Annotated in this window: 20 protein-coding genes and 1 tRNA gene; 11 read left to right on the top strand and 10 right to left on the bottom strand. The window is 53.0% G+C overall.

What is annotated here, in order from left to right; translation table 11 throughout:
• Positions 1-45: 45 nt before the first annotated feature.
• The 6 genes from ghrB to FDX09_RS01130 all read right to left on the bottom strand — a co-directional run bounded on the left by ghrB (position 46) and on the right by FDX09_RS01130 (position 5,960).
• Entirely contained in the window at positions 46-1,020 is a 975-nt protein-coding gene (gene ghrB / locus FDX09_RS01105; RefSeq protein WP_038635185.1) for a glyoxylate/hydroxypyruvate reductase GhrB, read from the bottom strand.
• A 22-nt stretch (positions 1,021-1,042) separates the two neighbouring features.
• The gene (locus FDX09_RS01110; protein ID WP_137346670.1) at positions 1,043-2,323 is read right to left on the bottom strand and encodes an MFS transporter; all 1,281 of its coding nucleotides are present in this window, start codon (positions 2,321-2,323) and stop codon (positions 1,043-1,045) included.
• A 64-nt stretch (positions 2,324-2,387) separates the two neighbouring features.
• Positions 2,388-3,326 (bottom strand): sugar kinase, encoded by a 939-nt coding sequence (locus tag FDX09_RS01115; RefSeq protein WP_137346671.1) that lies wholly within the window; start codon positions 3,324-3,326, stop codon positions 2,388-2,390.
• 3 nt (positions 3,327-3,329) lie between these two features.
• On the bottom strand, positions 3,330-4,079 hold the full coding sequence (locus tag FDX09_RS01120; RefSeq protein ID WP_137346672.1) for a sugar phosphate isomerase/epimerase: 750 nt from the start codon (positions 4,077-4,079) through the stop codon (positions 3,330-3,332).
• A 100-nt stretch (positions 4,080-4,179) separates the two neighbouring features.
• Positions 4,180-5,196: a LacI family DNA-binding transcriptional regulator gene (locus FDX09_RS01125; protein ID WP_038635169.1), complete on the bottom strand. Its 1,017-nt coding sequence runs from the start codon at positions 5,194-5,196 to the stop codon at positions 4,180-4,182.
• 101 nt (positions 5,197-5,297) lie between these two features.
• Positions 5,298-5,960, bottom strand: coding sequence for an OmpA family lipoprotein (locus FDX09_RS01130; RefSeq protein WP_003827397.1), 663 nt, complete (start codon positions 5,958-5,960; stop codon positions 5,298-5,300).
• A 159-nt stretch (positions 5,961-6,119) separates the two neighbouring features.
• Between FDX09_RS01130 and FDX09_RS01135 the strand changes: the two genes are divergently transcribed.
• The gene (locus FDX09_RS01135) at positions 6,120-8,453 is read left to right on the top strand and encodes a molybdopterin guanine dinucleotide-containing S/N-oxide reductase (RefSeq protein ID WP_137346673.1); all 2,334 of its coding nucleotides are present in this window, start codon (positions 6,120-6,122) and stop codon (positions 8,451-8,453) included.
• On the opposite strand, the gene FDX09_RS01140 is transcribed toward FDX09_RS01135, so the two are convergent.
• Both FDX09_RS01140 and tag read right to left on the bottom strand, forming a co-directional pair.
• Positions 8,422-8,862: an N-acetyltransferase gene (locus FDX09_RS01140; RefSeq protein WP_038635163.1), complete on the bottom strand. Its 441-nt coding sequence runs from the start codon at positions 8,860-8,862 to the stop codon at positions 8,422-8,424. The genes FDX09_RS01135 and FDX09_RS01140 overlap by 32 nt on opposite strands.
• Positions 8,852-9,421, bottom strand: a complete 570-nt coding sequence (gene tag / locus FDX09_RS01145) for a DNA-3-methyladenine glycosylase I (protein ID WP_038635153.1) — start codon at positions 9,419-9,421, stop codon at positions 8,852-8,854. Before tag ends, FDX09_RS01140 begins: the two co-directional genes overlap by 11 nt.
• A 159-nt stretch (positions 9,422-9,580) precedes the next feature.
• On the opposite strand from tag, the gene FDX09_RS01150 reads away from it, so the two are divergent.
• Positions 9,581-10,282, top strand: a complete 702-nt coding sequence (locus tag FDX09_RS01150; RefSeq protein ID WP_038635151.1) for an autotransporter outer membrane beta-barrel domain-containing protein — start codon at positions 9,581-9,583, stop codon at positions 10,280-10,282.
• A gap of 76 nt (positions 10,283-10,358) precedes the next feature.
• Here FDX09_RS01150 and FDX09_RS23630 read toward each other — a convergent pair whose 3' ends face one another.
• Positions 10,359-10,535 (bottom strand): hypothetical protein, encoded by a 177-nt coding sequence (locus FDX09_RS23630; RefSeq protein WP_159121630.1) that lies wholly within the window; start codon positions 10,533-10,535, stop codon positions 10,359-10,361.
• On the opposite strand from FDX09_RS23630, the gene FDX09_RS01155 reads away from it, so the two are divergent.
• The 9 genes from FDX09_RS01155 (at position 10,534) to FDX09_RS01200 (ending at position 21,620) form a co-directional block, all read left to right on the top strand.
• A complete protein-coding gene (locus tag FDX09_RS01155) occupies positions 10,534-11,736 on the top strand; it encodes an MFS transporter (protein WP_038635150.1) in 1,203 nt (400 codons plus the stop codon). The two genes, FDX09_RS23630 and FDX09_RS01155, sit on opposite strands and share 2 nt — an antisense overlap.
• Before the next feature lie 209 nt (positions 11,737-11,945).
• Positions 11,946-13,640 carry a kdo(2)-lipid A phosphoethanolamine 7''-transferase gene (gene eptB, locus FDX09_RS01160; protein ID WP_137346674.1) on the top strand — a complete coding sequence of 565 codons (1,695 nt, stop codon included), beginning with the start codon at positions 11,946-11,948 and terminating at the stop codon, positions 13,638-13,640.
• Between the two features lie 92 nt (positions 13,641-13,732).
• Positions 13,733-13,809 (top strand) — tRNA-Pro (locus FDX09_RS01165).
• A gap of 731 nt (positions 13,810-14,540) precedes the next feature.
• Positions 14,541-16,148, top strand: a complete 1,608-nt coding sequence (dppA, locus tag FDX09_RS01170) for a dipeptide ABC transporter periplasmic-binding protein DppA (RefSeq protein WP_038635147.1) — start codon at positions 14,541-14,543, stop codon at positions 16,146-16,148.
• A gap of 166 nt (positions 16,149-16,314) precedes the next feature.
• On the top strand, positions 16,315-17,334 hold the full coding sequence (gene dppB / locus FDX09_RS01180; RefSeq protein WP_032940634.1) for a dipeptide ABC transporter permease DppB: 1,020 nt from the start codon (positions 16,315-16,317) through the stop codon (positions 17,332-17,334).
• Between the two features lie 9 nt (positions 17,335-17,343).
• Positions 17,344-18,246: a dipeptide ABC transporter permease DppC gene (dppC, locus tag FDX09_RS01185; RefSeq protein ID WP_042311715.1), complete on the top strand. Its 903-nt coding sequence runs from the start codon at positions 17,344-17,346 to the stop codon at positions 18,244-18,246.
• A gap of 10 nt (positions 18,247-18,256) precedes the next feature.
• The gene (gene dppD / locus FDX09_RS01190) at positions 18,257-19,240 is read left to right on the top strand and encodes a dipeptide ABC transporter ATP-binding protein (RefSeq protein ID WP_087857187.1); all 984 of its coding nucleotides are present in this window, start codon (positions 18,257-18,259) and stop codon (positions 19,238-19,240) included.
• Entirely contained in the window at positions 19,237-20,241 is a 1,005-nt protein-coding gene (gene dppF, locus FDX09_RS01195) for a dipeptide ABC transporter ATP-binding subunit DppF (protein ID WP_038635143.1), read from the top strand. The genes dppD and dppF overlap by 4 nt, the downstream gene beginning before the upstream one ends.
• Positions 20,242-20,417: 176 nt before the next feature.
• Positions 20,418-21,620 carry a sigma 54-interacting transcriptional regulator gene (locus FDX09_RS01200; RefSeq protein WP_137346675.1) on the top strand — a complete coding sequence of 401 codons (1,203 nt, stop codon included), beginning with the start codon at positions 20,418-20,420 and terminating at the stop codon, positions 21,618-21,620.
• Positions 21,621-21,653: 33 nt separating this feature from the next.
• Here the strand turns inward: FDX09_RS01200 and FDX09_RS01205 are convergent, their stop codons facing one another.
• On the bottom strand, positions 21,654-22,952 hold the full coding sequence (locus tag FDX09_RS01205; RefSeq protein WP_087857185.1) for an aromatic amino acid transport family protein: 1,299 nt from the start codon (positions 22,950-22,952) through the stop codon (positions 21,654-21,656).
• Positions 22,953-22,966 lie beyond the last annotated feature (14 nt).

Raw genomic sequence — 22,966 nt, forward strand, 5'->3', positions numbered from 1 at the left:
ATACATGCGAGGCCGGGTAAGCGTAAACACTACCCGGCCTTTTGTTTATTGCGCGACCTGCGGGTTGACGCAGTTCTTCTCCACTCTTCCTTGCAGCGCATCGATTAAGTTATCCACCGCGCAGGCCGCCATGTTATAGCGCGTTTCGTGCGTGGCGGAACCGATGTGCGGCACGGCCACCACATTGGGCAGTGACAGCAGCGGAGAGTCTGTCGCTACTGGCTCCTGCTCAAATACATCCAGACCTGCGGCATGAATGTCGCCGTTTTGCAGAGCGCTAATCAACGCTTTTTCATCGACCACCGGGCCACGTCCGGCATTAATGAAAATGGCGGAAGACTTCATTTTGGCAAACTGCTCGCTACTGAACAGATGATGTGTTTCGTTGGTTAATGGCAGGATCAGGCAGACAAAATCAGACTCCTGCAACAGTGTGTCGAGATCGCAGTAACGCGCGTTGAAGCGTTCTTCCGCTTCGTGATGATGACGGCGGGCGTTATAGAGAATCGGCATGCTAAAGCCGAAATGCGCACGCTGCGCCAGCGCGAGCCCAATACGACCCATGCCGACAATTCCCAGCGTTTTGTGGTGGACATCCGTACCAAACCAGTCCGGCCCGATACTTTTGGTCCATTCGCCAGACTTAACCCGTTCAGCAACTTCCACCACACGGCGAGCGGTGCTTAACATCAGCGCCATCACCGTGTCGGCGACGGTTTCCGTTAGTACGGTTGGCGTATGCATCAACAGCACCTTACGCGCATTAAGGGCATCGACATCGAAGTTGTCATAGCCTACGGAAATTGTGGATGTCGCTCGCAGCCTGGGCATTTTCTCCAACAGCGCGGTATTGACGGCTTCACTGGAGCCCAGCAGGCCTTCGGCGTTGGCAAAGGCCTCGGCGTGCTGTGCGACCGTTTCCGGGCGCAGGTTCGGTACAGAAGTCACAGTAAAATGCTCTTCCAGGCGATGCAGTAAATCGTCAGGTAACGCTTTATAGAGAATAATGGACGGCTTCATGCGGATCTCCGTAAGTTAAAATTTAAGCGTGGCGTGCGCCAACAGGTAGCTGTTGATTATTAGCAGGCTTAACAATGAGAGTTAGCCATACTGAGGCAAAAAGCGCTACCCCCATAAAAATGTACGAGGCGGATGGGCTGCCGGTTGCGCCATTGAGGTAGCCGACAAACCAGGAACCAAAGAATGAGCCTAATGCGCCCATGCTGTTAATCAGCGCCATGGCGCCACCGGCCACGTTGCGCGGCAGCATTTCAGGAATGATGGCGAAGAAGGGACCATATGGGGCGTACATTGCCGCGCCCGCGATAACTAACAGCGTGTAGGACACCCAGAAGTGATCTGCACCAACGGCCCAGGAGCCGATAAAGGCGAAAGCGGCAATCAGTAACAGCGGCCAGACAAACAGCTTACGATTTTGCAGTTTATCAGAGGCCCAGGAGACGAGAATCATCGCTGCCGTCGCCGCCAGATACGGTACGGATGACAGCCAGCCAACTTCCACCATCCCCAGATTTGCACCACCGTTGCGAATGATGGACGGCAGCCACAGCACAAAACCGTAGACGCCAATACTCCAGGCGAAATACTGCATACACAGCAGGATGACGTTACGTGAGCGGAAGGCCTCACCGTAGTTACGCACGGCTTTGATCCCTTGTTGCTCTTGTTCCAGTTGGGCCTGAAGCGCAGCTTTTTCGGATTCCGACAGCCAGCCGACCTGAGACGGTTTATCTTTTACCAGTACCCACCAGCAGAACGCCCAGATGATGGCCGGGAAGCCCTCGATGATGAACATTTCCCGCCAGCCCAGCGCCTGAATGAGATAACCGGAAACGACGGACATCCATAAGACAGTCACCGGGTTACCGAGGATTAAGAAGGTGTTAGCGCGTGAACGCTCGGATTTCGTAAACCAGTTGCTGATGTAAATCAGCATTGCGGGCATCACGGCAGCTTCAACGACACCAAGAATAAAGCGGATAGCGGCCAGCATCGGAATATTGCTGACCATCCCGGTTAACGAGGCGCAAGCCCCCCACAGGATCAGGCAGATAAAAATCAATTTTCGTACGCTGCGACGCTCGGCGTAAATTGCGCCCGGGATCTGGAAGAAGAAATAGCCAAGGAAAAACAGAGCGCCCAGCAGGGAAGAGATCCCTTTGGTAATGCCGAGATCCTCGTTAATGCCTGCGGCGGAGGCGAAGCTGAAGTTCGCGCGGTCAAGGTACGCCAGGCTATACGTGATAAACACGATTGGCATGATGTACCACCAGCGTTTTGCTGCATTGGTTGAGCTATTCATAGACTGCCCTATGATTATGCTGATACACCGCCTCTGTATGTAGGGTACAGAGTTGGCCGGGGGGTTATTCCCCTAATTGTTCACGTGTGGGTAATCCTTCGCTGTCGCCCTGAACCTGAATGGCCAGTGCGCCAATTTTATTGCCGCGGGTCACCGCCTGATGCAGCGAGCGGCCTTCCAGCAGAGCGCTGATCACGCCCACGGCAAAGCCATCTCCTGCGCCGACCGTATCAACCACGTTGTCGACTTTTACCGGTGCGACGCAGCCGTGCTCGCCGCTGGCGGTTTTGTACCAGGCACCATCTGCCCCGGTTTTGATAATGACTGCCTTCACCCCATGGCGCAGATAAAAGTCGGCGATGGCTTCAGGTGTTTGTTGTCCAGTGAGAATCATTCCCTCTTTTAGACCTGGCAAAACCCAGTCAGCCTGGAATGCCAGCCGGTTCAGTTTTTCCACCATCTCGGCTTCGCTTTTCCACAGCACCGGACGCAAATTCGGGTCAAAGGAGATGGTTTTCCCTTGGGCTTTCAGCGTGCGGGCGGTATGCGCCAGAAGTTCATAGGAGCTGGCGGAAAGCGCGGCTGCCACGCCGCTCAGGTGCAAGTGACGTGCGCTGGCAAAATAGTTCTCGTGGTAATCCTCAATACTGAGATGGCTGGCTGCGGACCCTTTACGGAAGTACTCCACAATGGGATCGGTTCCATTTTCGACCTTAGATTTGAGCTGAAAGCCGGTAGCGAAGCGCTCATCCTGGGTGACTCCCTGCGCATTAATCCCTTCTTTTTCCAGCGACTTAATAATAAAACGGCCAAAACTGTCGTTACCTACGCGGCTTACCCAGCCGACATTCAGACCCAAGCGAGCAAGACCGGTCGCCACGTTGAGTTCAGCGCCTGCCACGCGCTTGATAAATTGCTCTACATCCGCCAGGTCGCCGGTTTGCGTGGCGACAAACATCGCCATCGCTTCACCAATGGTGACCACATCCAGTGAATTCTTCATGCGTTACTCCTCGCGTAACAGCTCGACGTAATGGCGGGTAACCGCCGTCAAATCCTGCCCTTCCAGGGGAAACTCGATGCCGCGCGGAACATCGTCAGGCAGCGTTTTTAACAGCGCCAGCCAGCGCGGTTCGGCGGCATCAGGCGGCACTGCGCGGTAGCTGTCGCGATGTGTAACCGCGGCTTTGACATGGATGTATCCCACGGTTGGCGCCAGGTTTTTCGCCGCCTCTTCCGGGGAGTCGCCAACCCACAGCCAGTTGCCCATATCAAAGGTCAGAGAGATCGGCAGGTTTTGCGCCTGACAGGCTTCGTTAAAGCACTGCATCGACTGCAGGCGTCCGCAGGCGGTCTGATCGTTTTCGACAACCAGCTCCATCCCGCTGTCAGCCAGCCATGTACGTAAAACGTCGAACTGGCCGGTATGGGAAAAATGACCAAGGGAGACTTTTAACCACAGCGCTTGCAGGGCCTGCGCTTCCGCGAGTAACGCCGGAAGACGGGGATTGAGGTTACCGTCCTCAAGGAACAGCGGCTCAGGCGCTGAATAACAGGCCAGCAGGCCGAAGATTTCGATCGCTGAGGCCATCGTTGACAGTGTGGTGAGTTCGGTGTCAGTTAACATCTCGCGGCGAATTTCGACGCCGTCAGCACCGGCTTCAGCAATGATGGGCAGCATGGCGGTTTGTCCACCCGCAGCGCGGACCTGCTCATAGCCGTAGGCGGCGGTGACCACCATAATTTTTCTTTTCATGGAAACTCCATAACCAGCGTTCTTGCTATAACGCTAAATGGAACCGGTTCCAAAGAAAAGCCCATGATGCTGAATTTATGATCACCATCACGAAGGAAATTTAACGGGCGGTAGATCCGCGCACGATCAGTTCACCAGAGAAAACCTGCTCCTGAATGGCATCAGAACCGCCATCGATCCGGCGTACAACCTGTTCCACGGCGGTGTAGCCAATCTGCCAGGTGGGTTGTTTCAGCGTGGTAATGCCGACACCCGCCAGCTCGGCCCATTCCAGCTCGTCAAACCCGAGCAGGCCGATATCGCTGCCCCAGTTGAGGCCAATGCGCTTCAGGGCGCGGGCAACCTGTAGCGTGAGGGCGCCGTTGGCGGAGATAACGGCTTTGCGCATGCCTCGATGCTGCTGGTGGAACTGGCGCAGCGTGTCATCCAGTTGCGCATTGTCCGTTAGCGGAACTTCGGCATTTTGCGCGATAACGCCGGGGTAGCGTGCGAGCGTGGCGCGAAAGGCGCTCAAACGTTCGCGGCGGGTATTCACCATGCCGAGTGGTTCGCTGAGAAACAGAATGGCTTCAAAGCCTTGTTCAAGCAGGTGTTCCGTGGCAATCGTTGCGGCCTGGGTGTTATCCAGTCCGACCATATCACAGGCGAAATCAGGTATTTTACGATCAATTAGTACCATCGGTAGCGCAGACTGTTGCAGGCGGTTCAGCCCCTCTTCACGCATCCCAACGGCGTTGACCACAATCCCTTCGACCTGGTAACTGCGCAACAGGTCAAGATAGTGCAACTCCTGATCCACTTCATTGTTGGTGTTACACACCAGCGGGGTAAAGCCTTTATCGCGACAGGCGGCTTCAATTCCGCTTAATACGTTGACGGAGTAGGGGTTGGTAATATCGGCGATGATCAGGCCAATCAGGCGGGTGCGACCGTGTTTCAGGCCGCGTGCCATCAGGCTGGGTCGGTAGTCGAGATCGGCAATGGCTTGTTCAATGCGGGCCAGCAGCGCGTCGGAAAGCAGGTGCTTTTCACCGTTGAGGTAGCGTGAAATGCTGGTCTTGCCGGTTTTTGCGGCTTTCGCCACATCGCTGATGGTTGCCCGTGTTGATTTGCTCATCGCTGATTTCCCTGAATTTGGTGACAACACCTTAACGCGAAAATCAACGATGGCAAGTGCTTCATGCCGGATCGGGCGCACCCTGTCTCCGGCTCAAAACGTTACTGGATCGGGCTTAAGGTGATCTCTACGCGGCGGTTCTGCGCCTTACCTTCCGCCGTGCTGTTGCTGGCGATTGGGTTTGCCGGACCCATACCCTGAGTGCGGATACGGTTAGCTGCGACCCCTTGAGTGATCAAGGCGCTGGCGACGGAGTCCGCACGCTGCTGCGACAGACGCATATTCAGATCTTGGCTGCCGGTGCTGTCGGTGAAGCCCAGCACGTTAACCGCGGTTTTATTGTACTCTTTCAGGACCATGGCCACGCCGGTCAGGGTGTTAGCCCCGGCAGGTTTCAGGTTAGCGCTACTGCTGTCGAAGGTGACGTTGTTTGGCATGTTCAGAATGATGTTATCGCCACTACGCGTCACGCTGACGCCAGTTCCCTGCATTTTTTCGCGCAGTTTTGCTTCCTGCACATCCATGTAATAGCCGATACCACCGCCAACGGCCGCGCCAGCCGCTGCGCCAATCAGTGCGCCCTTGCCACGATCTTTCTTCGAAGAAGAGAGTGCGCCAATACCCGCGCCGACCAGAGAGCCAATGCCTGCGCCAATGCCGGATTTACCCGCTTCGCGCTCGCCGGTGTAAGGGTTTGTTGTGCAGCCAGAAACCGCCAGGGCGCCGCTCACGATGGCAGCAATAACAAAAACACGTTTCTTCATCTCAATTCCTTAATGACTTATTCTTCTTTGCCACAGCGACGGTGGCGGTTGATTATGACGTGTGAACATGAAGAAAATTCCAGGGAAGACTCTGAAATTTGTAAGTAACATTGAACGGCAGAATAAATAAGCCGCCACATCGTATTCAGGAGCGCCATCTTGGCTAATTCACCCGCACACTACTCAGTGTTAACCGCCGCCCACTGGGGACCTATTCGCGTCGAAACCGATGGCGAGACCGTTTTCTCCTCCCGTGGCGCATTGCCCACCACTCATCCCAACTCTTTGCAAACTGTGGTGCGTGACCAGGTACACAGTAAAACGCGGGTACGTTTTCCGATGGTACGTAAAGGCTTCCTCGTCTCGCCGGAAAACCCACAAGGCGTGCGCGGGCAGGATGAGTTTGTTCGCGTCAGTTGGGATGACGCGCTGACGCTTATCCATACGCAGCATAAACGCATCCGTGACAGCTATGGCCCGGCCTCGATTTTCGCTGGTTCCTACGGCTGGCGCTCCAACGGTGTGTTACATAAAGCCGCGACCCTGTTACAGCGCTACATGGCGTTGGCGGGGGGGTATACCGGGCATCTGGGGGATTACTCCACGGGCGCCGCGCAGGCCATCATGCCGTACGTGGTGGGCGGTAACGAAGTTTACCAGCAACAGACCAGCTGGCCTGTCGTGCTGGAACACAGCGATGTGGTGGTGTTATGGAGCGCCAATCCGCTGAATACCCTGAAGATTGCCTGGAATGCTTCCGACGAACAGGGTCTCGTTTACTTCGAGGCATTGCGTGATAGCGGCAAACGTTTGATCTGTATCGATCCGATGCGATCGGAAAGCGTGGATTTCTTTGGCGATAAGATGGAATGGATCGCCCCGCATATGGGAACCGACGTGGCGCTGATGCTGGGCATCGCGCATACGCTGGTGGAAAACGGCTGGCACGACGCGGACTTTCTCGCCCGCTGTACCACCGGTTATGACCGCTTTGCCGACTATCTGCTGGGTAAAACTGACAATGTCGCAAAAACGGCAGAGTGGGCTGCTGAAATTTGTGGGATAACAGCGGAAAAAATACGCGAACTGGCGGCGATATTTCACCAAAACACCACCATGCTGATGGCGGGGTGGGGGATGCAGCGCCAACAGTATGGCGAGCAGAAACACTGGATGATTGTCACCCTGGCCGCCATGCTCGGGCAAATCGGCACGCCTGGCGGTGGCTTTGGGCTGTCGTACCATTTTGCCAACGGCGGTAACCCAACGCGTCGTGCCGCTGTATTGGCTTCAATGCAGGGCAGCGTTAAAGGCGGCACCGACGCGGTGGATAAAATCCCGGTGGCGCGAATTGTCGAAGCGCTGGAGAACCCCGGGGGTTTTTACCAGCACAATGGAATGGACCGGCATTTCCCGGACATCCGCATGTTGTGGTGGGCCGGCGGGGCCAACTTTACTCATCACCAGGACACCAACCGTCTGATTCGCGCCTGGCAAAAACCGGAGCTGGTGGTTATCTCGGAGTGTTTCTGGACCGCCGCAGCAAAGCATGCCGATATCGTATTACCGGCGACCACCTCGTTTGAGCGCAACGACCTCACCATGACGGGTGATTACAGCAACCAGCACCTGGTGCCGATGAAGCAGGTTGTGCCGCCGCAGTATGAGGCGCGCAATGATTTTGATGTTTTTGCCGAACTGAGCGAGCGCTGGGAAAAGGGCGGGTATGAACGCTTCACCGAAGGTAAAAGCGAGCTGGCGTGGCTGGAGACCTTTTATAATATTGCCGGGCAGCGCGGGGCCAGCCAGCAGGTTACTCTGCCGCCCTTTACCGAGTTTTGGCAGCGCAACGCCCTGATCGAAATGTCGGAAAACCCCGCCAGCGCGCAATTTATTCGGTTTGCGGATTTTCGCCGCGATCCACAGGCGCATCCGCTGAAAACGGACAGCGGAAAAATTGAAATCTACTCCGCGAAGATTGCGGGTTACGGCTATGCGGATTGTGCGGGACACCCGATGTGGCTGGCGCCTGATGAGTGGTTTGGTAACGCCGAGCCGGGTCAGTTACAGCTGCTTTCCGCCCATCCGGCGCACCGTTTGCACAGCCAGTTGAATTACAGTGCGTTGCGTGAGCAGTATGCGGTGGCGGATCGTGAGCCCGTTACGATCCATCCGCAGGACGCCAACGCTCGTGGTATTAAGCATGGCGACACGGTGAGGGTGTGGAACCCGCGTGGGCAAATTCTGGCGGGTGCAGTCGTGACGACAGGGATCAAACCTGGCGTCATCTGCATTCATGAAGGCGCCTGGCCTGATTTGGATCTTACTGCCGGTGGTATTTGTAAAAATGGCGCCGTCAACGTGCTGACCAAAGATCTCCCCAGCTCGAAGCTGGGGAATGGCTGCGCGGGCAACACTGCGCTGGCGTGGCTCGAAAAATACAATGGACCCGCCCTGACGCTTACGGCGTTTGATCCGCCTGCCAGCCCATAATCCACGTGGGGTGGTGAGTCTCTTCCTGCCATGCGCCGTCTTCAATGCGAAAACCCAGCGCATGGTAGAAGTTTACCGCTGACTGATTCTTCTGGTAGACCTCCAGGCTGAGCAGGGAAAAGCGCTGCTGGACATGCTGCACCAGCGCTGTGCCAATTCCGCTTCTGATGGCCGCTGGCGCGACAAACAACGCGCCAAGAAAGCGTTCGTCAATCACGCTGACAAAGCCTTTGAGTACACCTTCTTCTTCCCACACCCAGGTTTGCGCGGCGGGCAGGTATATATCACGCACGACGGGTTCACTTTCGCGCCAGTAGCATTCGTCGATAAACGGATGGGCATGGATCGTGCTTTCCATCCACAGCGCCAGAATTGACGGCAGATCGTCAGCTTTAGATTCACGAATCATGTTGTGCCCCTGGGTAACAGATGCAACTGGTGATATGGTCGTTGACCAGACCACAGGCCTGCATAAAGGAGTAACAGATGGTGGTGCCGACAAACTTAAACCCGCGTTTTTTTAATGCCTTAGACAGAGCATCTGACGCAGGCGTTGAGGTGGGGATATCGCTCAGGTTGGCGGCGCAGGTCACTTGCGGTTGGTTATCAACAAATGACCAGACAAACTCGCTAAACGGTTCACCGTTTTGCGCCATGGTCAGAAAGGCGCGAGCGTTACCGATAATGGCCTGAATTTTTCCGCGATGGCGAATAATGCCGGCATCCTGTACCAGCCTTTCCACATCCTCTTCGGTCATCGCTGCCACTTTTTCCGGATCAAAATGGTGGAAGGCGTGGCGATAATTTTCCCGTTTCTTCAGTACGGTAATCCATGATAATCCCGCCTGCTGGCCTTCCAGGCAGATCATTTCAAACAGCTTCTTGCCATCGGTTTCGGGGACGCCCCATTCCTTGTCGTGATAGGCAATGTAAAGTGGGTCCTGGCTGACCCATCCGCAACGCTGCATATTCTTCCTCGCTGTTTTTACTGGCGTAAAAATTTCATTCGGCCCGCCTTGACGCGCCAGCTAAAAAGACAATATTTAATACAGGGCCTGATGGGCCCGATTTCCTACACACAATGACAATAATATCGCCGAATTCGGCTCTTTTCTGGAGTCGCGTTGATGATTATAAGAAACAGTAGTGGTCGCCAAAGGTTAACTCTGGCGAGCGTCGTAGTTTGTGCGCTGTCCATCAATACAGCATATGGCTGGCAACAAGAATATATCGTTGATGCGATGTCAGGGCATACGGCTGAACGTTATACATGGGACAGCGATCACCAACCACGTTATAACGACATTCTGGAGGAACGTATTCGTTCTACGCAGAACGTGGCGGGTCCGGTGGTGAATCTGGCCGATCAGACGCTGATGGATACGACCAGCGGCATGAGTATGGGCTGGAACTTTCCGCTTTCCAGACAGGTAACGACCGGACCGGTCGCCGCCTTACATTATGACGGCTCGACCACGTCTACCTACAACGAGTTTGGTGATAGCGCGACCTCAATAACACCGACCGATCCGTTGTGGCATGCCAGCGTCAGCACGTTAGGCTGGCGAGTCAATTCGCAGTTCGGTGATGTGCGTCCATGGGCGCAAATCAGCTATAACCAACAGTTTGGCGAGAATATCTGGAAGGCGCAGTCGGGCCTCAGCCGCATGACGACAGCAGGACAGGACGGTAACTGGCTGGATGTTACCGTCGGTGCGGATATGCTGTTGAACCCGCATATGGCGGCTTACGCCGCACTTTCTCAGGCAGAAAACAGTACCAACAATAGCGACTATATGTACACCATGGGGGTTAGCGCTAAATTTTAACGAAAGAAATCATTGGTTATACATCTTAGTTACATATTAGGATCAATAATCACACGCCTTCCAGCGATAGTGTGTACTAACTCTTGCGATAAAATTCAGTATCCCGACTTTTTGTCTCGTCATTCATTCCGCAATCCAGGCATTTCATTCCGTCCTGGCGGCATTTCATGCCGTTTTTTCCTGGTATAAATGGCGCTTCGGTATGGTTGTTGGCAGAGAATTTCCCATTTTGCTTATGCAGGAAGACTGCCATGAAAACTTCTGATTATCAGCGTACCCGTTGGCTGACACTGATCGGCACCATCATTACCCAATTTGCCTTAGGTTCTGTTTATACCTGGAGCCTGTTTAATGGCGCGCTCTCTTCTAAACTGGACGCGCCGGTGAGTCAGGTTGCATTTTCCTTTGGTTTGCTGAGCCTGGGGTTGGCGATTTCTTCTTCCGTCGCCGGAAAACTGCAAGAACGTTTTGGCGTGAAACGCGTCACCATGGCCTCCGGTATCTTACTGGGCGTCGGCTTCTTCTTAACCGCCCACTCTGACAGCCTGATTATGCTGTGGTTGAGCGCCGGTGTACTGGTCGGCCTGGCGGATGGCGCAGGATACCTGTTAACCCTTTCCAACTGCGTAAAATGGTTCCCTGAGCGTAAGGGGCTGATTTCCGCCTTTGCCATCGGCTCTTATGGCCTGGGTAGCCTCGGTTTTAAATTTATCGACAGCCAACTGCTCAGCACCGTGGGTCTGGAAAAAACCTTTATGATCTGGGGCGCAATTGTGCTGGTGATGATCGTCTTTGGCTCCATGCTGATGAAAGATGCGCCGAATCAGGAAGTGAAGGCGAAAAATGGCGTGGTCGAGAACGACTACACTCTGGCGCAGTCCATGCGTAAACCACAGTACTGGATGCTGGCCGTGATGTTCCTGACTGCATGTATGAGCGGGCTGTATGTAATTGGCGTGGCGAAAGATATTGCACAGAGCCTGGCGCATATGGATGTAGCCACGGCGGCAAATGCAGTAACCGTCATCTCCATCGCTAACCTGTCAGGCCGTCTGGTACTGGGTATTCTGTCCGACAAAATCTCTCGTATTCGTGTTATCACCATTGGTCAGGTTGTTTCGCTGGTCGGTATGGCGGCACTGCTGTTCGCCCCGCTCAATGACGTTACGTTCTTTGCGGCGATTGCCTGCGTGGCATTTAACTTTGGCGGCACCATCACCGTGTTCCCGTCACTGGTGAGTGAGTTCTTTGGTCTCAATAACCTGGCTAAAAACTACGGGGTTATTTACCTGGGCTTCGGTATCGGCAGTATTTGTGGTTCCATTATCGCCTCGCTGTTTGGCGGATTCTATGTGACCTTCTGCGTTATCTTTGCGCTGTTAATCATCTCGCTGGCACTTTCCACCACTATTCGCCAGCCGCAACGTAGCGTATATACTGAGGCGCACGCCTAAATCTATTAGTAGCCTGATTAATACCTGGCGCATATATTTACAAAAATATATGCGTCATTTGCATTCTCTATAAGCACTTTTCTTCCCTCCTGTGGTCTACTTACCCGCGCCCGTAGATTTCACCTCTGCTGTTGTCGCATTTTTCCCCTGTTAGGTCTGTTTGGCCGCTGCACAGGGAGTTTTTATCCCGATCCCCAGGGTTTGTTTGCATGAGATACATTAAGTCGATGACGCAGCAGAAACTCAGTTTCTTGCTGGCAATCTATATCGGTTTGTTTATGAACTGTGCTGTATTTTTCCGTCGCTTTAGCGGATATGCGCACGAATTCACCGTCTGGAAAGGACTCTCTGCGGTTGTTGAATTAGCTGGCACTGTGCTGGTGACCTTCTTTTTATTACGTCTTCTCTCTTTATTCGGCCGCCGGGTCTGGCGTGTGCTGGCAACCTTTGTGGTGCTGTGTTCTGCCGGCGCCAGTTATTATATGACCTTCCTGAACGTGGTAATTGGCTACGGTATTATTGCCTCCGTCATGACCACGGATATTGATTTATCTAAAGAAGTCGTCGGCTGGCATTTTATCGTGTGGCTGGTTTCAGTCAGTATTGTGCCGTTGGTTCTTATTTGGAGTAACCGCTGCCGCTATACGCTAATGAGACAGATTCGTACCCCGGGCATGAGATGGCGTAGCGTGGCGGTGGTGTTACTGGCAGGCCTGATGGTGTGGGTGCCGATTCGCCTGTTGAGCATGCAACAGAGAAGCGTTGAACGGGAAACCGGCATCGATCTACCCAGCTATGGCGGGGTTGTGGCGAACTCTTATTTGCCGTCAAACTGGCTCTCAGCGTTGGGCCTGTACGCCTGGGCGCAGGTGGATGAGTCTTCAGATAACAAATCGCTGATGAACCCGGCCAAAAAGTTTACCTATGTTGCGCCGAAGAACCTCGACGACACCTATGTGGTCTTTATTATCGGGGAAACGACCCGCTGGGATCATATGGGAATTTTTGGCTATGAGCGAAATACCACGCCAAGGCTCGCCCAGGAGAAAAATCTGGCCGCATTCCGCGGATATTCCTGCGATACGGCAACCAAACTTTCTCTGCGCTGCATGTTTGTCCGTGAGGGTGGGGCGGAAGAAAATCCGCAGCGTACGCTGAAAGAACAAAACGTTTTCGCCGTGCTTACTCAGCTAGGGTTCAAGACAGATCTCTACGCCATGCAAAGCGAGATGTGGTTTTACAGTAATACCATGGCGGAGAATATCTCCTACCGTGAGCAGATCGGCGCTGAGCCGCGTAACCGTGGCAAAAACGTTGATGACATGCTGTTGATTCCCGAGATGCAGCAGTCTCTGCAGCAGAACGATGACGGTAGTAATCACCTGATTATTCTGCATACCAAAGGATCGCATTTTAACTATACGCAGCGCTACACCCGTGAATATGCACAGTGGAAGCCGGAATGCGTCAATGTTGATAGCGGCTGCTCAAAAGCGGAGATGATCAACTCATTCGATAACTCGGTAACTTATGTTGATCACTTTATCACTCAAGTATTTGATCAACTGCGCGATAAGAAAGCGATAGTGTTCTACGCTGCCGATCACGGTGAGTCAATTAACGAGCGTGAGCACCTGCACGGGACGCCGCGTAAAATGGCGCCGCCTGAGCAGTTCCGCGTTCCTATGCTGGTGTGGATGTCTGACAAGTATCTGGAAGACCCCGATCATGCGAAGGCGTTCGCCCATCTGAAGCAAGAAGCGGATATGAACGTGCCGCGTCGTCACGTGGAGCTGTACGACACTATTTTAGGTTGCCTTGGTTATACCTCGCCAAATGGCGGTATTAACGAGAATAACAACTGGTGCCGTATCCCGGACGCGAAGAAGGTTGCAGCCCAGTAACGGAGGCTGCTGACTTTCTCGCCGATCAAATGCCATTTTGATGCTAAGGGATTGACGGGCGCGCTGCTGAGCAGTAAGATGCGCCCCGCATTCGGTGATTGGCGCAGCCTGGTAGCGCACTTCGTTCGGGACGAAGGGGTCGGAGGTTCGAATCCTCTATCACCGACCAAATTCAAAACCCTGCTCAACGAGCAGGGTTTTTTGCATTTGTAGGCCTGATAAGCGCAGCGCCATCAGGCAATATTGGAGATATTGCGGATGGCGGCATGGACGCCTTATCCGGCCTACAGGCTCAGTTTCACCCCGGCGTGTATGGCGTTTCCAACCCCATCTTTGACCTTCATTTTGTCTACAAAAATTGTGCGCCACTTCTCACTGACTGTTAACGATTCTGTGACATATTCCATTGCCTTTTTTTATATTTGCATGAAACTTTTTTTGCGCTACTTATGGCTGAACCTGGCATTTTCCGCTGTGCGTTTTAACGTTCATGGTATTAATCGCTCAGATATGCAGCATTAATTTAGAAAGTTTTAAGAATTTGCATAAATGTTAATCACCAAATGTTGCTAAATATTAAGATATTTATTCTGGTACAGAGCGCGTAGCACAAATTTCCCTGCTGAAAATAGCCGTCTGCACTTTTTTTAATCTTTGTTTGTCAATTCTCACCGTTGGTGTAAATCACGGTTACCTGTATTGACGTTTTCACATTCTGTTGACAGATTGTAGGGCATGAGGGGCATTTCATGGAGAATCCGCACTGCAACTCAGTCGCTTATGTGAACGGAATCCCCATCCTCTTAACGCCGACCCGGCCGGGTAAAAAACAAAAAAGGCCAGGCGGTGCAAACCCACTGCAAAGGGTAAAACAACAAACATCACATTTGGAGCAGAAGAATGAGTATTTCCTTGAAGAAGTCAGGGATGCTGAAGCTTGGTCTGAGCCTGGTGGCCATGACCGTCGCAGCAAGCGTACAGGCAAAAACTCTGGTTTATTGTTCAGAAGGATCTCCTGAAGGCTTTAACCCGCAGCTTTTCACCTCTGGCACCACCTATGATGCCAGCTCCGTACCGATCTATAATCGCCTGGTTGAATTCAAAATCGGTACCACCGAAGTGATCCCGGGCCTTGCTGAGAAGTGGGAAATCAGCGAAGACGGTAAAACCTACACCTTCCACCTGCGCCAGGGCGTGAAGTGGCAGGACAATAAAGATTTCAAACCGACGCGCGATTTTAACGCCGATGACGTGGTGTTCTCGTTCGATCGTCAGAAAAATGCCCAGAACCCGTACCACAAAGTCTCTGGCGGCAGTTATGAATACTTCGAAGGGATGGGTCTGCCAGATCTGATCTCCGAAGTGAAAAAAGTGGACGATAAAACCGTTCAGTTCGTACTGACGCGTCCGGAAGCTCCTTTCCTGGCCGATCTGGCGATGGACTTCGCTTCTATTCTTTCTAAAGAATACGCAGACAACATGCTGAAAGCCGGTTCCCCGGAGAAAGTAGACCTCAACCCAATTGGTACCGGTCCGTTCCAACTGCAGCAATACCAGAAAGACTCCCGTATTCTGTATAAAGCTTTCCCGGGCTACTGGGGTACTAAGCCGCAGATCGACCGTCTGGTCTTCTCTATTACGCCTGATGCTTCCGTACGTTACGCCAAACTGCAGAAGAATGAGTGCCAGGTGATGCCGTATCCAAACCCGGCAGACATCGCGCGCATGAAGCAGGATAAAAACATCAACCTGATGGAGCAGGCTGGTCTGAACGTGGGCTACCTCTCTTACAACACCGAGAAGAAACCGTTTGATGACGTCAAAGTTCGTCAGGCGCTGACTTACGCGGTAAACAAAGAAGCGATCATCAAAGCCGTTTATCAGGGCGCTGGCGTGGCCGCGAAGAACCTGATCCCACCGACTATGTGGGGCTATAACGATGACATTAAAGACTACAGTTACGATCCTGAGAAAGCGAAAGCGCTGCTAAAAGAAGCCGGTCAGGACAAAGGCTTTACCGTTGAGCTGTGGGCAATGCCGGTACAGCGTCCGTACAACCCGAACGCACGCCGTATGGCGGAGATGGTTCAGGCTGACTGGGCGAAAATTGGCGTTCAGGCCAAGATTGTGACCTACGAGTGGGGCGAGTATCTGAAACGCGCCAAAGCGGGTGAGCATCAGGCCGTCATGATGGGCTGGACCGGTGACAACGGGGATCCGGATAACTTCTTCGCCACCCTGTTCAGCTGTGCGGCAGCGAAAGACGGTTCCAACTATTCTCGCTGGTGCTACAAGCCGTTTGAAGACTTGATCCAGCCGGCGCGTGCCACCGACGACCACAACAAGCGTATCGAACTGTACAAACAAGCTCAGGTTGTTATGCACGATCAGGCTCCGGCTCTGATTGTTGCTCACTCCACCGTGTACGAGCCAGTGCGTAAAGAAGTTAAAGGCTATGTGGTTGATCCATTAGGCAAACATCACTTCGAAAACGTCTCTGTCGAATAATTAAAAGCAATCAAGGAAGCGCTGCGCCCCGGTGTTGTGTAGGCCGGATAAGCGCAGCGCCATCCGGCGTAATGCTTTACCCGCGATGCAGTTTGCGTGGGATAAGATTTGTGAGCAATACAGACTCACGGTTCCAGGCCGTGCGTCATTAGAGAGAATCCGGGTTATGTTGCAGTTCATTCTCCGACGTTTGGGACTCGTCATCCCCACGTTTATCGGTATCACTCTTCTCACTTTTGCCTTCGTCCATATGATCCCCGGCGATCCGGTAATGATCATGGCGGGTGAGCGTGGGATCTCCCCTGAGCGTCATGCTCAACTGCTGGCCGAACTTGGTTTGGATAAACCGATGTGGCAGCAGTACCTCCATTATATCTGGGGGGTTATGCATGGTGACTTAGGTATCTCGCTGAAAAGCCGTTTACCTGTGTGGGATGAGTTCGTGCCTCGTTTTAAAGCCACGCTGGAACTCGGCGTCTGCGCGATGATTTTCGCCGTCGCAGTAGGTATTCCGGTGGGGGTACTTGCTGCCGTGAAGCGCGGCTCCATTTTCGATCACACCGCCGTTGGCCTGGCGCTGACCGGTTACTCTATGCCGATTTTCTGGTGGGGCATGATGCTGATCATGCTGGTTTCCGTGCAGTTAAACCTGACCCCGGTTTCCGGCCGGGTGAGCGACATGGTATTCCTTGATGACTCCAACCCGCTGACCGGTTTTATGCTGATAGATACCGCCATCTGGGGCGAAGAGGGTAACTTTATTGATGCGCTGGCGCATATGATCCTGCCGGCGATGGTGCTGGGTACCATTCCTCTGGCGGTAATTGTGCGTATGACCCGTTCATCAATGCTGGAGGTACTGGGTGAAGATTACATTCGTACCGCCCGTGCCAAAGGTCTGACCCGGATGCGCGTCATCATTATTCACGCTTTGCGTAACGCCATGCTGCCCGTCGTGACCGTTATCGGCCTGCAGGTTGGGACATTGCTGGCCGGGGCGATCCTGACTGAGACTATCTTCTCATGGCCTGGGCTGGGACGCTGGCTGATCGATGCGCTACAGCGCCGCGATTATCCGGTAGTGCAGGGCGGGGTGTTACTGGTCGCGACGATGATTATTCTCGTCAACCTGCTGGTAGACCTGCTGTACGGCGTGGTGAACCCGCGTATTCGTCATAAGAAGTAAGGGGCCATCATGTCACAGGTTACTGAAAATAAAGTTATTGCCGCACCGGTGCCAATGACCCCGATGCAGGAGTTCTGGCACTATTTCAAGCGTAATAAAGGCGCGGTTGTCGGGCTGGTTTATGTTGTCATCATGATTCTGATTGCGGTCTTTGCGAATGTTCTCGCCCCGTATAATCCGGCTGAGCAGTTCCGTGATGCGCTGCTGGCGCCGCCTGCGTGGCAGGAAGGCGGCACGATGGCGCACCTGTTTGGTACTGACGATGTGGGCCGCGATGTACTCTCGCGTCTGATGTACGGCGCGCGTCTGTCGCTGTTGGTCGGCTGTCTGGTCGTAGTGCTCTCCCTGCTGATGGGCGTAATTCTCGGGTTGATCGCCGGTTATTTTGGCGGGATTATCGATAACGTCATCATGCGCGTGGTCGATATCATGCTGGCGCTGCCGAGCCTGTTACTGGCGCTGGTGCTGGTGGCGGTATTTGGTCCTTCGATTGGCAACGCCGCGTTGGCGCTGACGTTCGTGGCGTTACCGCACTATGTGCGTCTGACGCGCGCCGCCGTGCTGGTGGAAGTCAACCGCGACTACGTTACTGCTTCGCGCGTGGCGGGTGCCGGTGCGATGCGCCAGATGTTCGTCAATATTTTGCCTAACTGTCTTGCGCCGCTGATTGTTCAGGCATCGCTTGGTTTCTCTAACGCCATTCTCGATATGGCTGCCCTCGGCTTTCTGGGGATGGGCGCACAGCCACCTACGCCGGAATGGGGCACCATGCTCTCTGACGTTCTGCAGTTTGCCCAAAGCGCCTGGTGGGTCGTGACCTTCCCGGGGCTGGCGATCCTGCTGACGGTGCTGGCATTTAACCTGATGGGTGACGGTCTGCGTGACGCGCTCGATCCCAAACTGAAGCAGTAAGAGGTTCGAGATGGCGTTATTAAATGTAGATAAATTATCGGTGCACTTCGGCGACGTAGGCTCCGAGTTCCGCGCCGTAGACCGCATTAGCTACAGTGTGAACCAGGGGGAAGTGGTTGGCATTGTGGGGGAGTCCGGCTCTGGTAAGTCTGTCAGTTCGCTGGCGATTATGGGGTTGATTGATTACCCTGGCCGCGTGATGGCCGAAAATCTGGAGTTTAACGGTCGTGACCTGAAGCGCATCTCTGAGAAAGAGCGTCGTCAGTTAGTCGGTGCAGAAGTGGCGATGATTTTCCAGGATCCGATGACCAGCCTTAACCCGTGCTACACCGTCGGCTATCAGATTATGGAAGCCATCAAGGTGCATCAGGGCGGCAATAAAAAAACGCGCGTTCAGCGGGCGATTGACCTGCTGACGTTGGTGGGGATCCCCGATCCGGCCTCGCGTCTGGACGTGTATCCGCACCAGTTGTCCGGTGGGATGAGCCAGCGCGTGATGATCGCGATGGCGATTGCCTGTCGTCCGAAGCTGCTAATTGCCGACGAACCGACGACGGCGCTGGACGTGACCATTCAGGCGCAGATCATTGAGCTGCTGCTGGAGTTGCAGCAAAAAGAGAATATGGCGCTGGTTTTGATTACCCACGACCTGGCGCTGGTGGCGGAAGCGGCACACAAAATCATCGTGATGTACGCCGGGCAGGTCGTGGAAACTGGCGCTGCGCAGGATATTTTCCGCGCGCCGCGTCATCCGTATACCCAGGCATTGCTACGTGCGTTACCAGAGTTTGCGCAGGATAAAGCGCGTCTGGCTTCGTTGCCAGGTGTGGTCCCAGGTAAATATGACCGTCCGAACGGCTGTTTGCTGAACCCGCGCTGTCCGTATGCAACCGACAAATGCCGCGCTGAAGAACCTGAACTGAATCTGCTGGAAGGCGGTCGTCAGTCGAAATGCCACTACCCACTTGATGATGCCGGGAGGCCCACACTATGAGTACGCATGAGGCCACCTTGCAACAGCCACTGTTGCAGGCTATCGATCTGAAAAAACACTACCCGGTAAAGAAGGGATTATTTTCCCCTGAGCGCCTGGTGAAGGCGCTGGACGGCGTCTCCTTTACTCTTGAACGCGGTAAAACGCTGGCGGTAGTAGGTGAGTCCGGCTGTGGAAAATCCACGCTTGGCCGCCTGTTGACGATGATTGAAGTTCCAACTGGCGGTGAGTTGTATTACCAGGGGCAGGATCTGCTCAAGCACGATCCGCAAGCGCAGAAGCTGCGTCGGCAGAAAATCCAGATTGTGTTCCAGAACCCGTACGGCTCCCTGAATCCCCGTAAGAAAGTGGGGCAGATTCTGGAAGAGCCGTTGCTGATCAACTCCACGCTCAGCAAAGAGCAGCGGCGTGAAAAAGCGCTGGCGATGATGGCGAAAGTGGGGCTAAAAACTGAGCACTACGATCGTTACCCGCATATGTTCTCCGGCGGCCAGCGTCAGCGTATCGCCATTGCCCGTGGTCTGATGCTGGACCCGGACGTGGTGATTGCCGACGAACCGGTCTCGGCGCTCGACGTTTCAGTGCGTGCGCAGGTCCTGAATCTGATGATGGATTTACAACAGGATCTTGGACTGTCCTACGTTTTTATCTCGCACGACCTGTCGGTGGTGGAGCACATTGCCGATGAAGTGATGGTGATGTATTTAGGCCGCTGTGTGGAAAAAGGGACCAAGGATCAGATCTTCAATAATCCGCGTCATCCGTATACCCAGGCGCTACTTTCAGCCACGCCACGTCTGAATCCGGACGACCGCCGCGAACGTATCAAGCTGACCGGCGAGCTGCCGAGCCCGCTGAATCCGCCGCCGGGCTGCGCGTTCAATGCCCGCTGCCGCCGTCGTTTTGGTCCGTGTACCCAGCTTCAGCCGCAGTTGAAAGATTATGGCGGTCAACTGGTGGCCTGTTTCGCCGTGGACCAGGATGAAAACCCACAGCGATAAACGTGGGTTATGACCTAATAACCGGAGCCTTGTGCTCCGGTTTTTTTATATTTTGTTTTTACGCCCACAATGTGAGTCCTCTGGCAGAACATTATTCCATAGCGTCTAAAATGTAGTCAGATACCCTTTTGTCACAGAAATAGCGATTTCGCAGTTGCTAACGATCAGGAGCAAATGTGGTCACGATACGCTGGGATATTAAAACAATTGATCGACTATCGATGGTTGAGGATGTCCTGAAGGAATTTTCCTGCTGTGATATCAATATCATCTCAATGAAAGTCACACCGGGACGGATCCTGATTAAATCCTGGTGCCGCCAGCTGCAGGATATTTCCTACGTGCAAACGTGTTTGAGCCAGCGAGCCGATATTATTAATGTCGCTTACCTGTGTGAAGAGATAAGCGAACTGTCAACGTCCGAGCCGGAACGCCCGCGCTATTTCTCTGACATTATTTGCACTAGCCAGAGCATGCGCTTGCTTATCGAAAAGGCGATCAGAATTGCCGACAGCAAATATACCGTTCTGATCCGCGGTGACACCGGAACCGGCAAGGAGCTACTGGCTCGGGCTATCCATAATTCAGGGAAGCGGCGGTTTTATCCGTTTATTCCGGTCAACTGCTCTGCATTGCCTGAGTCGCTGATGGAGAGTGAATTCTTTGGCTATGAGAAAGGAGCCTTTAGCGGCGCAGATTGTAAAGGCAAAAAAGGACTGTTTGAAATGGCCGATAAAGGCACCCTTTTTCTTGATGAGTTTGGTGAAATGTCGCTGAGCTTACAGGCTAAATTACTGCGCGTGCTTCAGGATGGTGGGGTTCGTCGCGTTGGCGGCGCACAAATTATACCGGTTAATGTACGTATTATTGTGGCAACCAACGCTAATCTGGAAGAGATGGTGGAACAACGTCTGTTGCGCGCCGATCTCTATTATCGCATCAACGTACTTTCACTCACCATTCCTCCCTTACGGGAGCGCCCGCAGGATATTAGTCTGCTTATTCACCACTTTGTGCAGAAGTATGCGAAGGAGTTCCAGCGCCGGATAATCCTGGATAAAGCCTGTTTTGCGGCCTTGCATCATCACGCCTGGCCGGGAAACGTTCGTGAACTGGAAAATACCATTATTCGTCTGATGTTGATGGCGGAATCGGATGTCATTACCCTGGACGAACTGGGAATGGTGAATTTACCTGCGGTTGAACAAGCCCCAACGGAACGCCCTTTTAAAGAACAAGTGCTTAGTGCTGAGCGCCAACTCATCGAACAAATGGTAGAAGATAATGTGTCGTCGCGGCATATCGCTAAAGCGTTGGGGGTGTCGCATACCACGGTGTTGAATAAAATTCGCAGCTATCAGTTGGAGAGTGTGAGTTAAGCGCCGCCAGTGGCTGACGGCGCGTTAGACGGGTTATTCAATCAGCTTCAATAATGGCGACAGGCACAGCAGAATTCCGTACAGCAGAATCAGCCAGGTTTTAACACCGCGCAATTTCTCTAACTGCGTCACTTTATAGATCAGGAAAAACGGAATAATACACGACACAATCCCGTACAGTGGGCTCCCCAACTGGAAGAATACCAGCACCGATACGCGGAACGACACCCAAATAACCAGAGTAATCACAATAAATGTGCAAATACCCAGCGTGAGCACCAGCGGATTAATTTTCTCAACGTCAATGACGCGACTCAGGATGTTAAGAATAATACCCTTAATGGCCTCATGGAATCCCAGGTAAATACCAAAAAACGCCGTTAATACGGCGAAGATATTCAGTACCGTTGAGGTGATATGAATAATTTGTCCTGGAATAACCTGCGCTGCCAGCGCCAGGGCGGAAATATTTTGCTCAAAGGCCGAAACGGCCTCTTCATGGCTAATAGAAAAGGTAAAAGAGAAGGAGAAAAACAGAATAACCGCAATCAGCGTAATGTAACTGATGCGATGCGTGCGAATCGCCATGCGCGTCGCCAGTACCCGGTCAGCCACCCGTTTGCGATAAGCTATGTTCATTGGGTTTAATACCTGAATAAACACCGCTGAGAAGAAGCAGAACGGGATGGTCAACAGCACGTTGCGAAAGAAAACCGAGGCTTCAGGAAACGCGCTGATATTGCTAAAGTTCCAGTGCGGGATCATCGCAAAACCAAACACGATGATGATACCCACTTTTACTACTACCATCGGACCGGAGATTTTGAACAGCAGCTTTTCTCCCCCGGATGCAATGGCGACCAGCACGGCAAAAATGGCTACTTTGTAGATTATTGACTGCGAAAGGTCGGACTCGGTCAAGCCAAAAGTTTTGATATAAGAGGCACTGTCAAATACTACTGATAGGGAATAAATAAATATGCCGTGAATAATCATCAGGAAATAGATGACGCCAAGAAATACGCCCCAATTTTTCCCCAGATAATGACTTATAATATCGGTATAGTCATTACAGGTTTCACTCTCTGATAATGTTTTTAAATAAATGTCCTGCACAATATAAGTTGCGGGATAAGCAATAATAAAGGCGACAATAAATACCCAAATACCTGTTAAGCCAATTTGTACCGGCATCAGTACTGTTCCGGCGCCAATTGCCATGCCGATACAGAGTAATACCCAGCCAAAATCGTATTTCGTAAACGGTATCTTTTTTGAGATTGGTACGGCGGTTGCTGTATTGTTGCTTAATTGTAATGTGTTGTCCTGCATAGAACCCCCTGCCC

Source organism: Citrobacter sp. wls717 (genome assembly GCF_005280955.1).
GTDB lineage: Bacteria > Pseudomonadota > Gammaproteobacteria > Enterobacterales > Enterobacteriaceae > Citrobacter > Citrobacter werkmanii.

Excerpts from the sequence above, each read along its gene's own strand:
- ghrB (WP_038635185.1), bottom strand. The coding sequence starts at position 1,020 with ATGAAGCCGTCCATTATTCTCTATAAAGCGTTACCTGACGATTTACTG.
- FDX09_RS01110 (WP_137346670.1), bottom strand. The coding sequence starts at position 2,323 with ATGAATAGCTCAACCAATGCAGCAAAACGCTGGTGGTACATCATGCCA.
- FDX09_RS01115 (WP_137346671.1), bottom strand. The coding sequence starts at position 3,326 with ATGAAGAATTCACTGGATGTGGTCACCATTGGTGAAGCGATGGCGATG.
- FDX09_RS01120 (WP_137346672.1), bottom strand. The coding sequence starts at position 4,079 with ATGAAAAGAAAAATTATGGTGGTCACCGCCGCCTACGGCTATGAGCAG.
- FDX09_RS01125 (WP_038635169.1), bottom strand. The coding sequence starts at position 5,196 with ATGAGCAAATCAACACGGGCAACCATCAGCGATGTGGCGAAAGCCGCA.
- FDX09_RS01130 (WP_003827397.1), bottom strand. The coding sequence starts at position 5,960 with ATGAAGAAACGTGTTTTTGTTATTGCTGCCATCGTGAGCGGCGCCCTG.
- FDX09_RS01140 (WP_038635163.1), bottom strand. The coding sequence starts at position 8,862 with ATGATTCGTGAATCTAAAGCTGACGATCTGCCGTCAATTCTGGCGCTG.
- tag (WP_038635153.1), bottom strand. The coding sequence starts at position 9,421 with ATGCAGCGTTGCGGATGGGTCAGCCAGGACCCACTTTACATTGCCTAT.
- FDX09_RS01150 (WP_038635151.1), top strand. The coding sequence starts at position 9,581 with ATGATTATAAGAAACAGTAGTGGTCGCCAAAGGTTAACTCTGGCGAGC.
- FDX09_RS01155 (WP_038635150.1), top strand. The coding sequence starts at position 10,534 with ATGAAAACTTCTGATTATCAGCGTACCCGTTGGCTGACACTGATCGGC.
- FDX09_RS23630 (WP_159121630.1), bottom strand. The coding sequence starts at position 10,535 with ATGGCAGTCTTCCTGCATAAGCAAAATGGGAAATTCTCTGCCAACAAC.
- eptB (WP_137346674.1), top strand. The coding sequence starts at position 11,946 with ATGAGATACATTAAGTCGATGACGCAGCAGAAACTCAGTTTCTTGCTG.
- dppA (WP_038635147.1), top strand. The coding sequence starts at position 14,541 with ATGAGTATTTCCTTGAAGAAGTCAGGGATGCTGAAGCTTGGTCTGAGC.
- dppB (WP_032940634.1), top strand. The coding sequence starts at position 16,315 with ATGTTGCAGTTCATTCTCCGACGTTTGGGACTCGTCATCCCCACGTTT.
- dppC (WP_042311715.1), top strand. The coding sequence starts at position 17,344 with ATGTCACAGGTTACTGAAAATAAAGTTATTGCCGCACCGGTGCCAATG.
- dppD (WP_087857187.1), top strand. The coding sequence starts at position 18,257 with ATGGCGTTATTAAATGTAGATAAATTATCGGTGCACTTCGGCGACGTA.
- dppF (WP_038635143.1), top strand. The coding sequence starts at position 19,237 with ATGAGTACGCATGAGGCCACCTTGCAACAGCCACTGTTGCAGGCTATC.
- FDX09_RS01205 (WP_087857185.1), bottom strand. The coding sequence starts at position 22,952 with ATGCAGGACAACACATTACAATTAAGCAACAATACAGCAACCGCCGTA.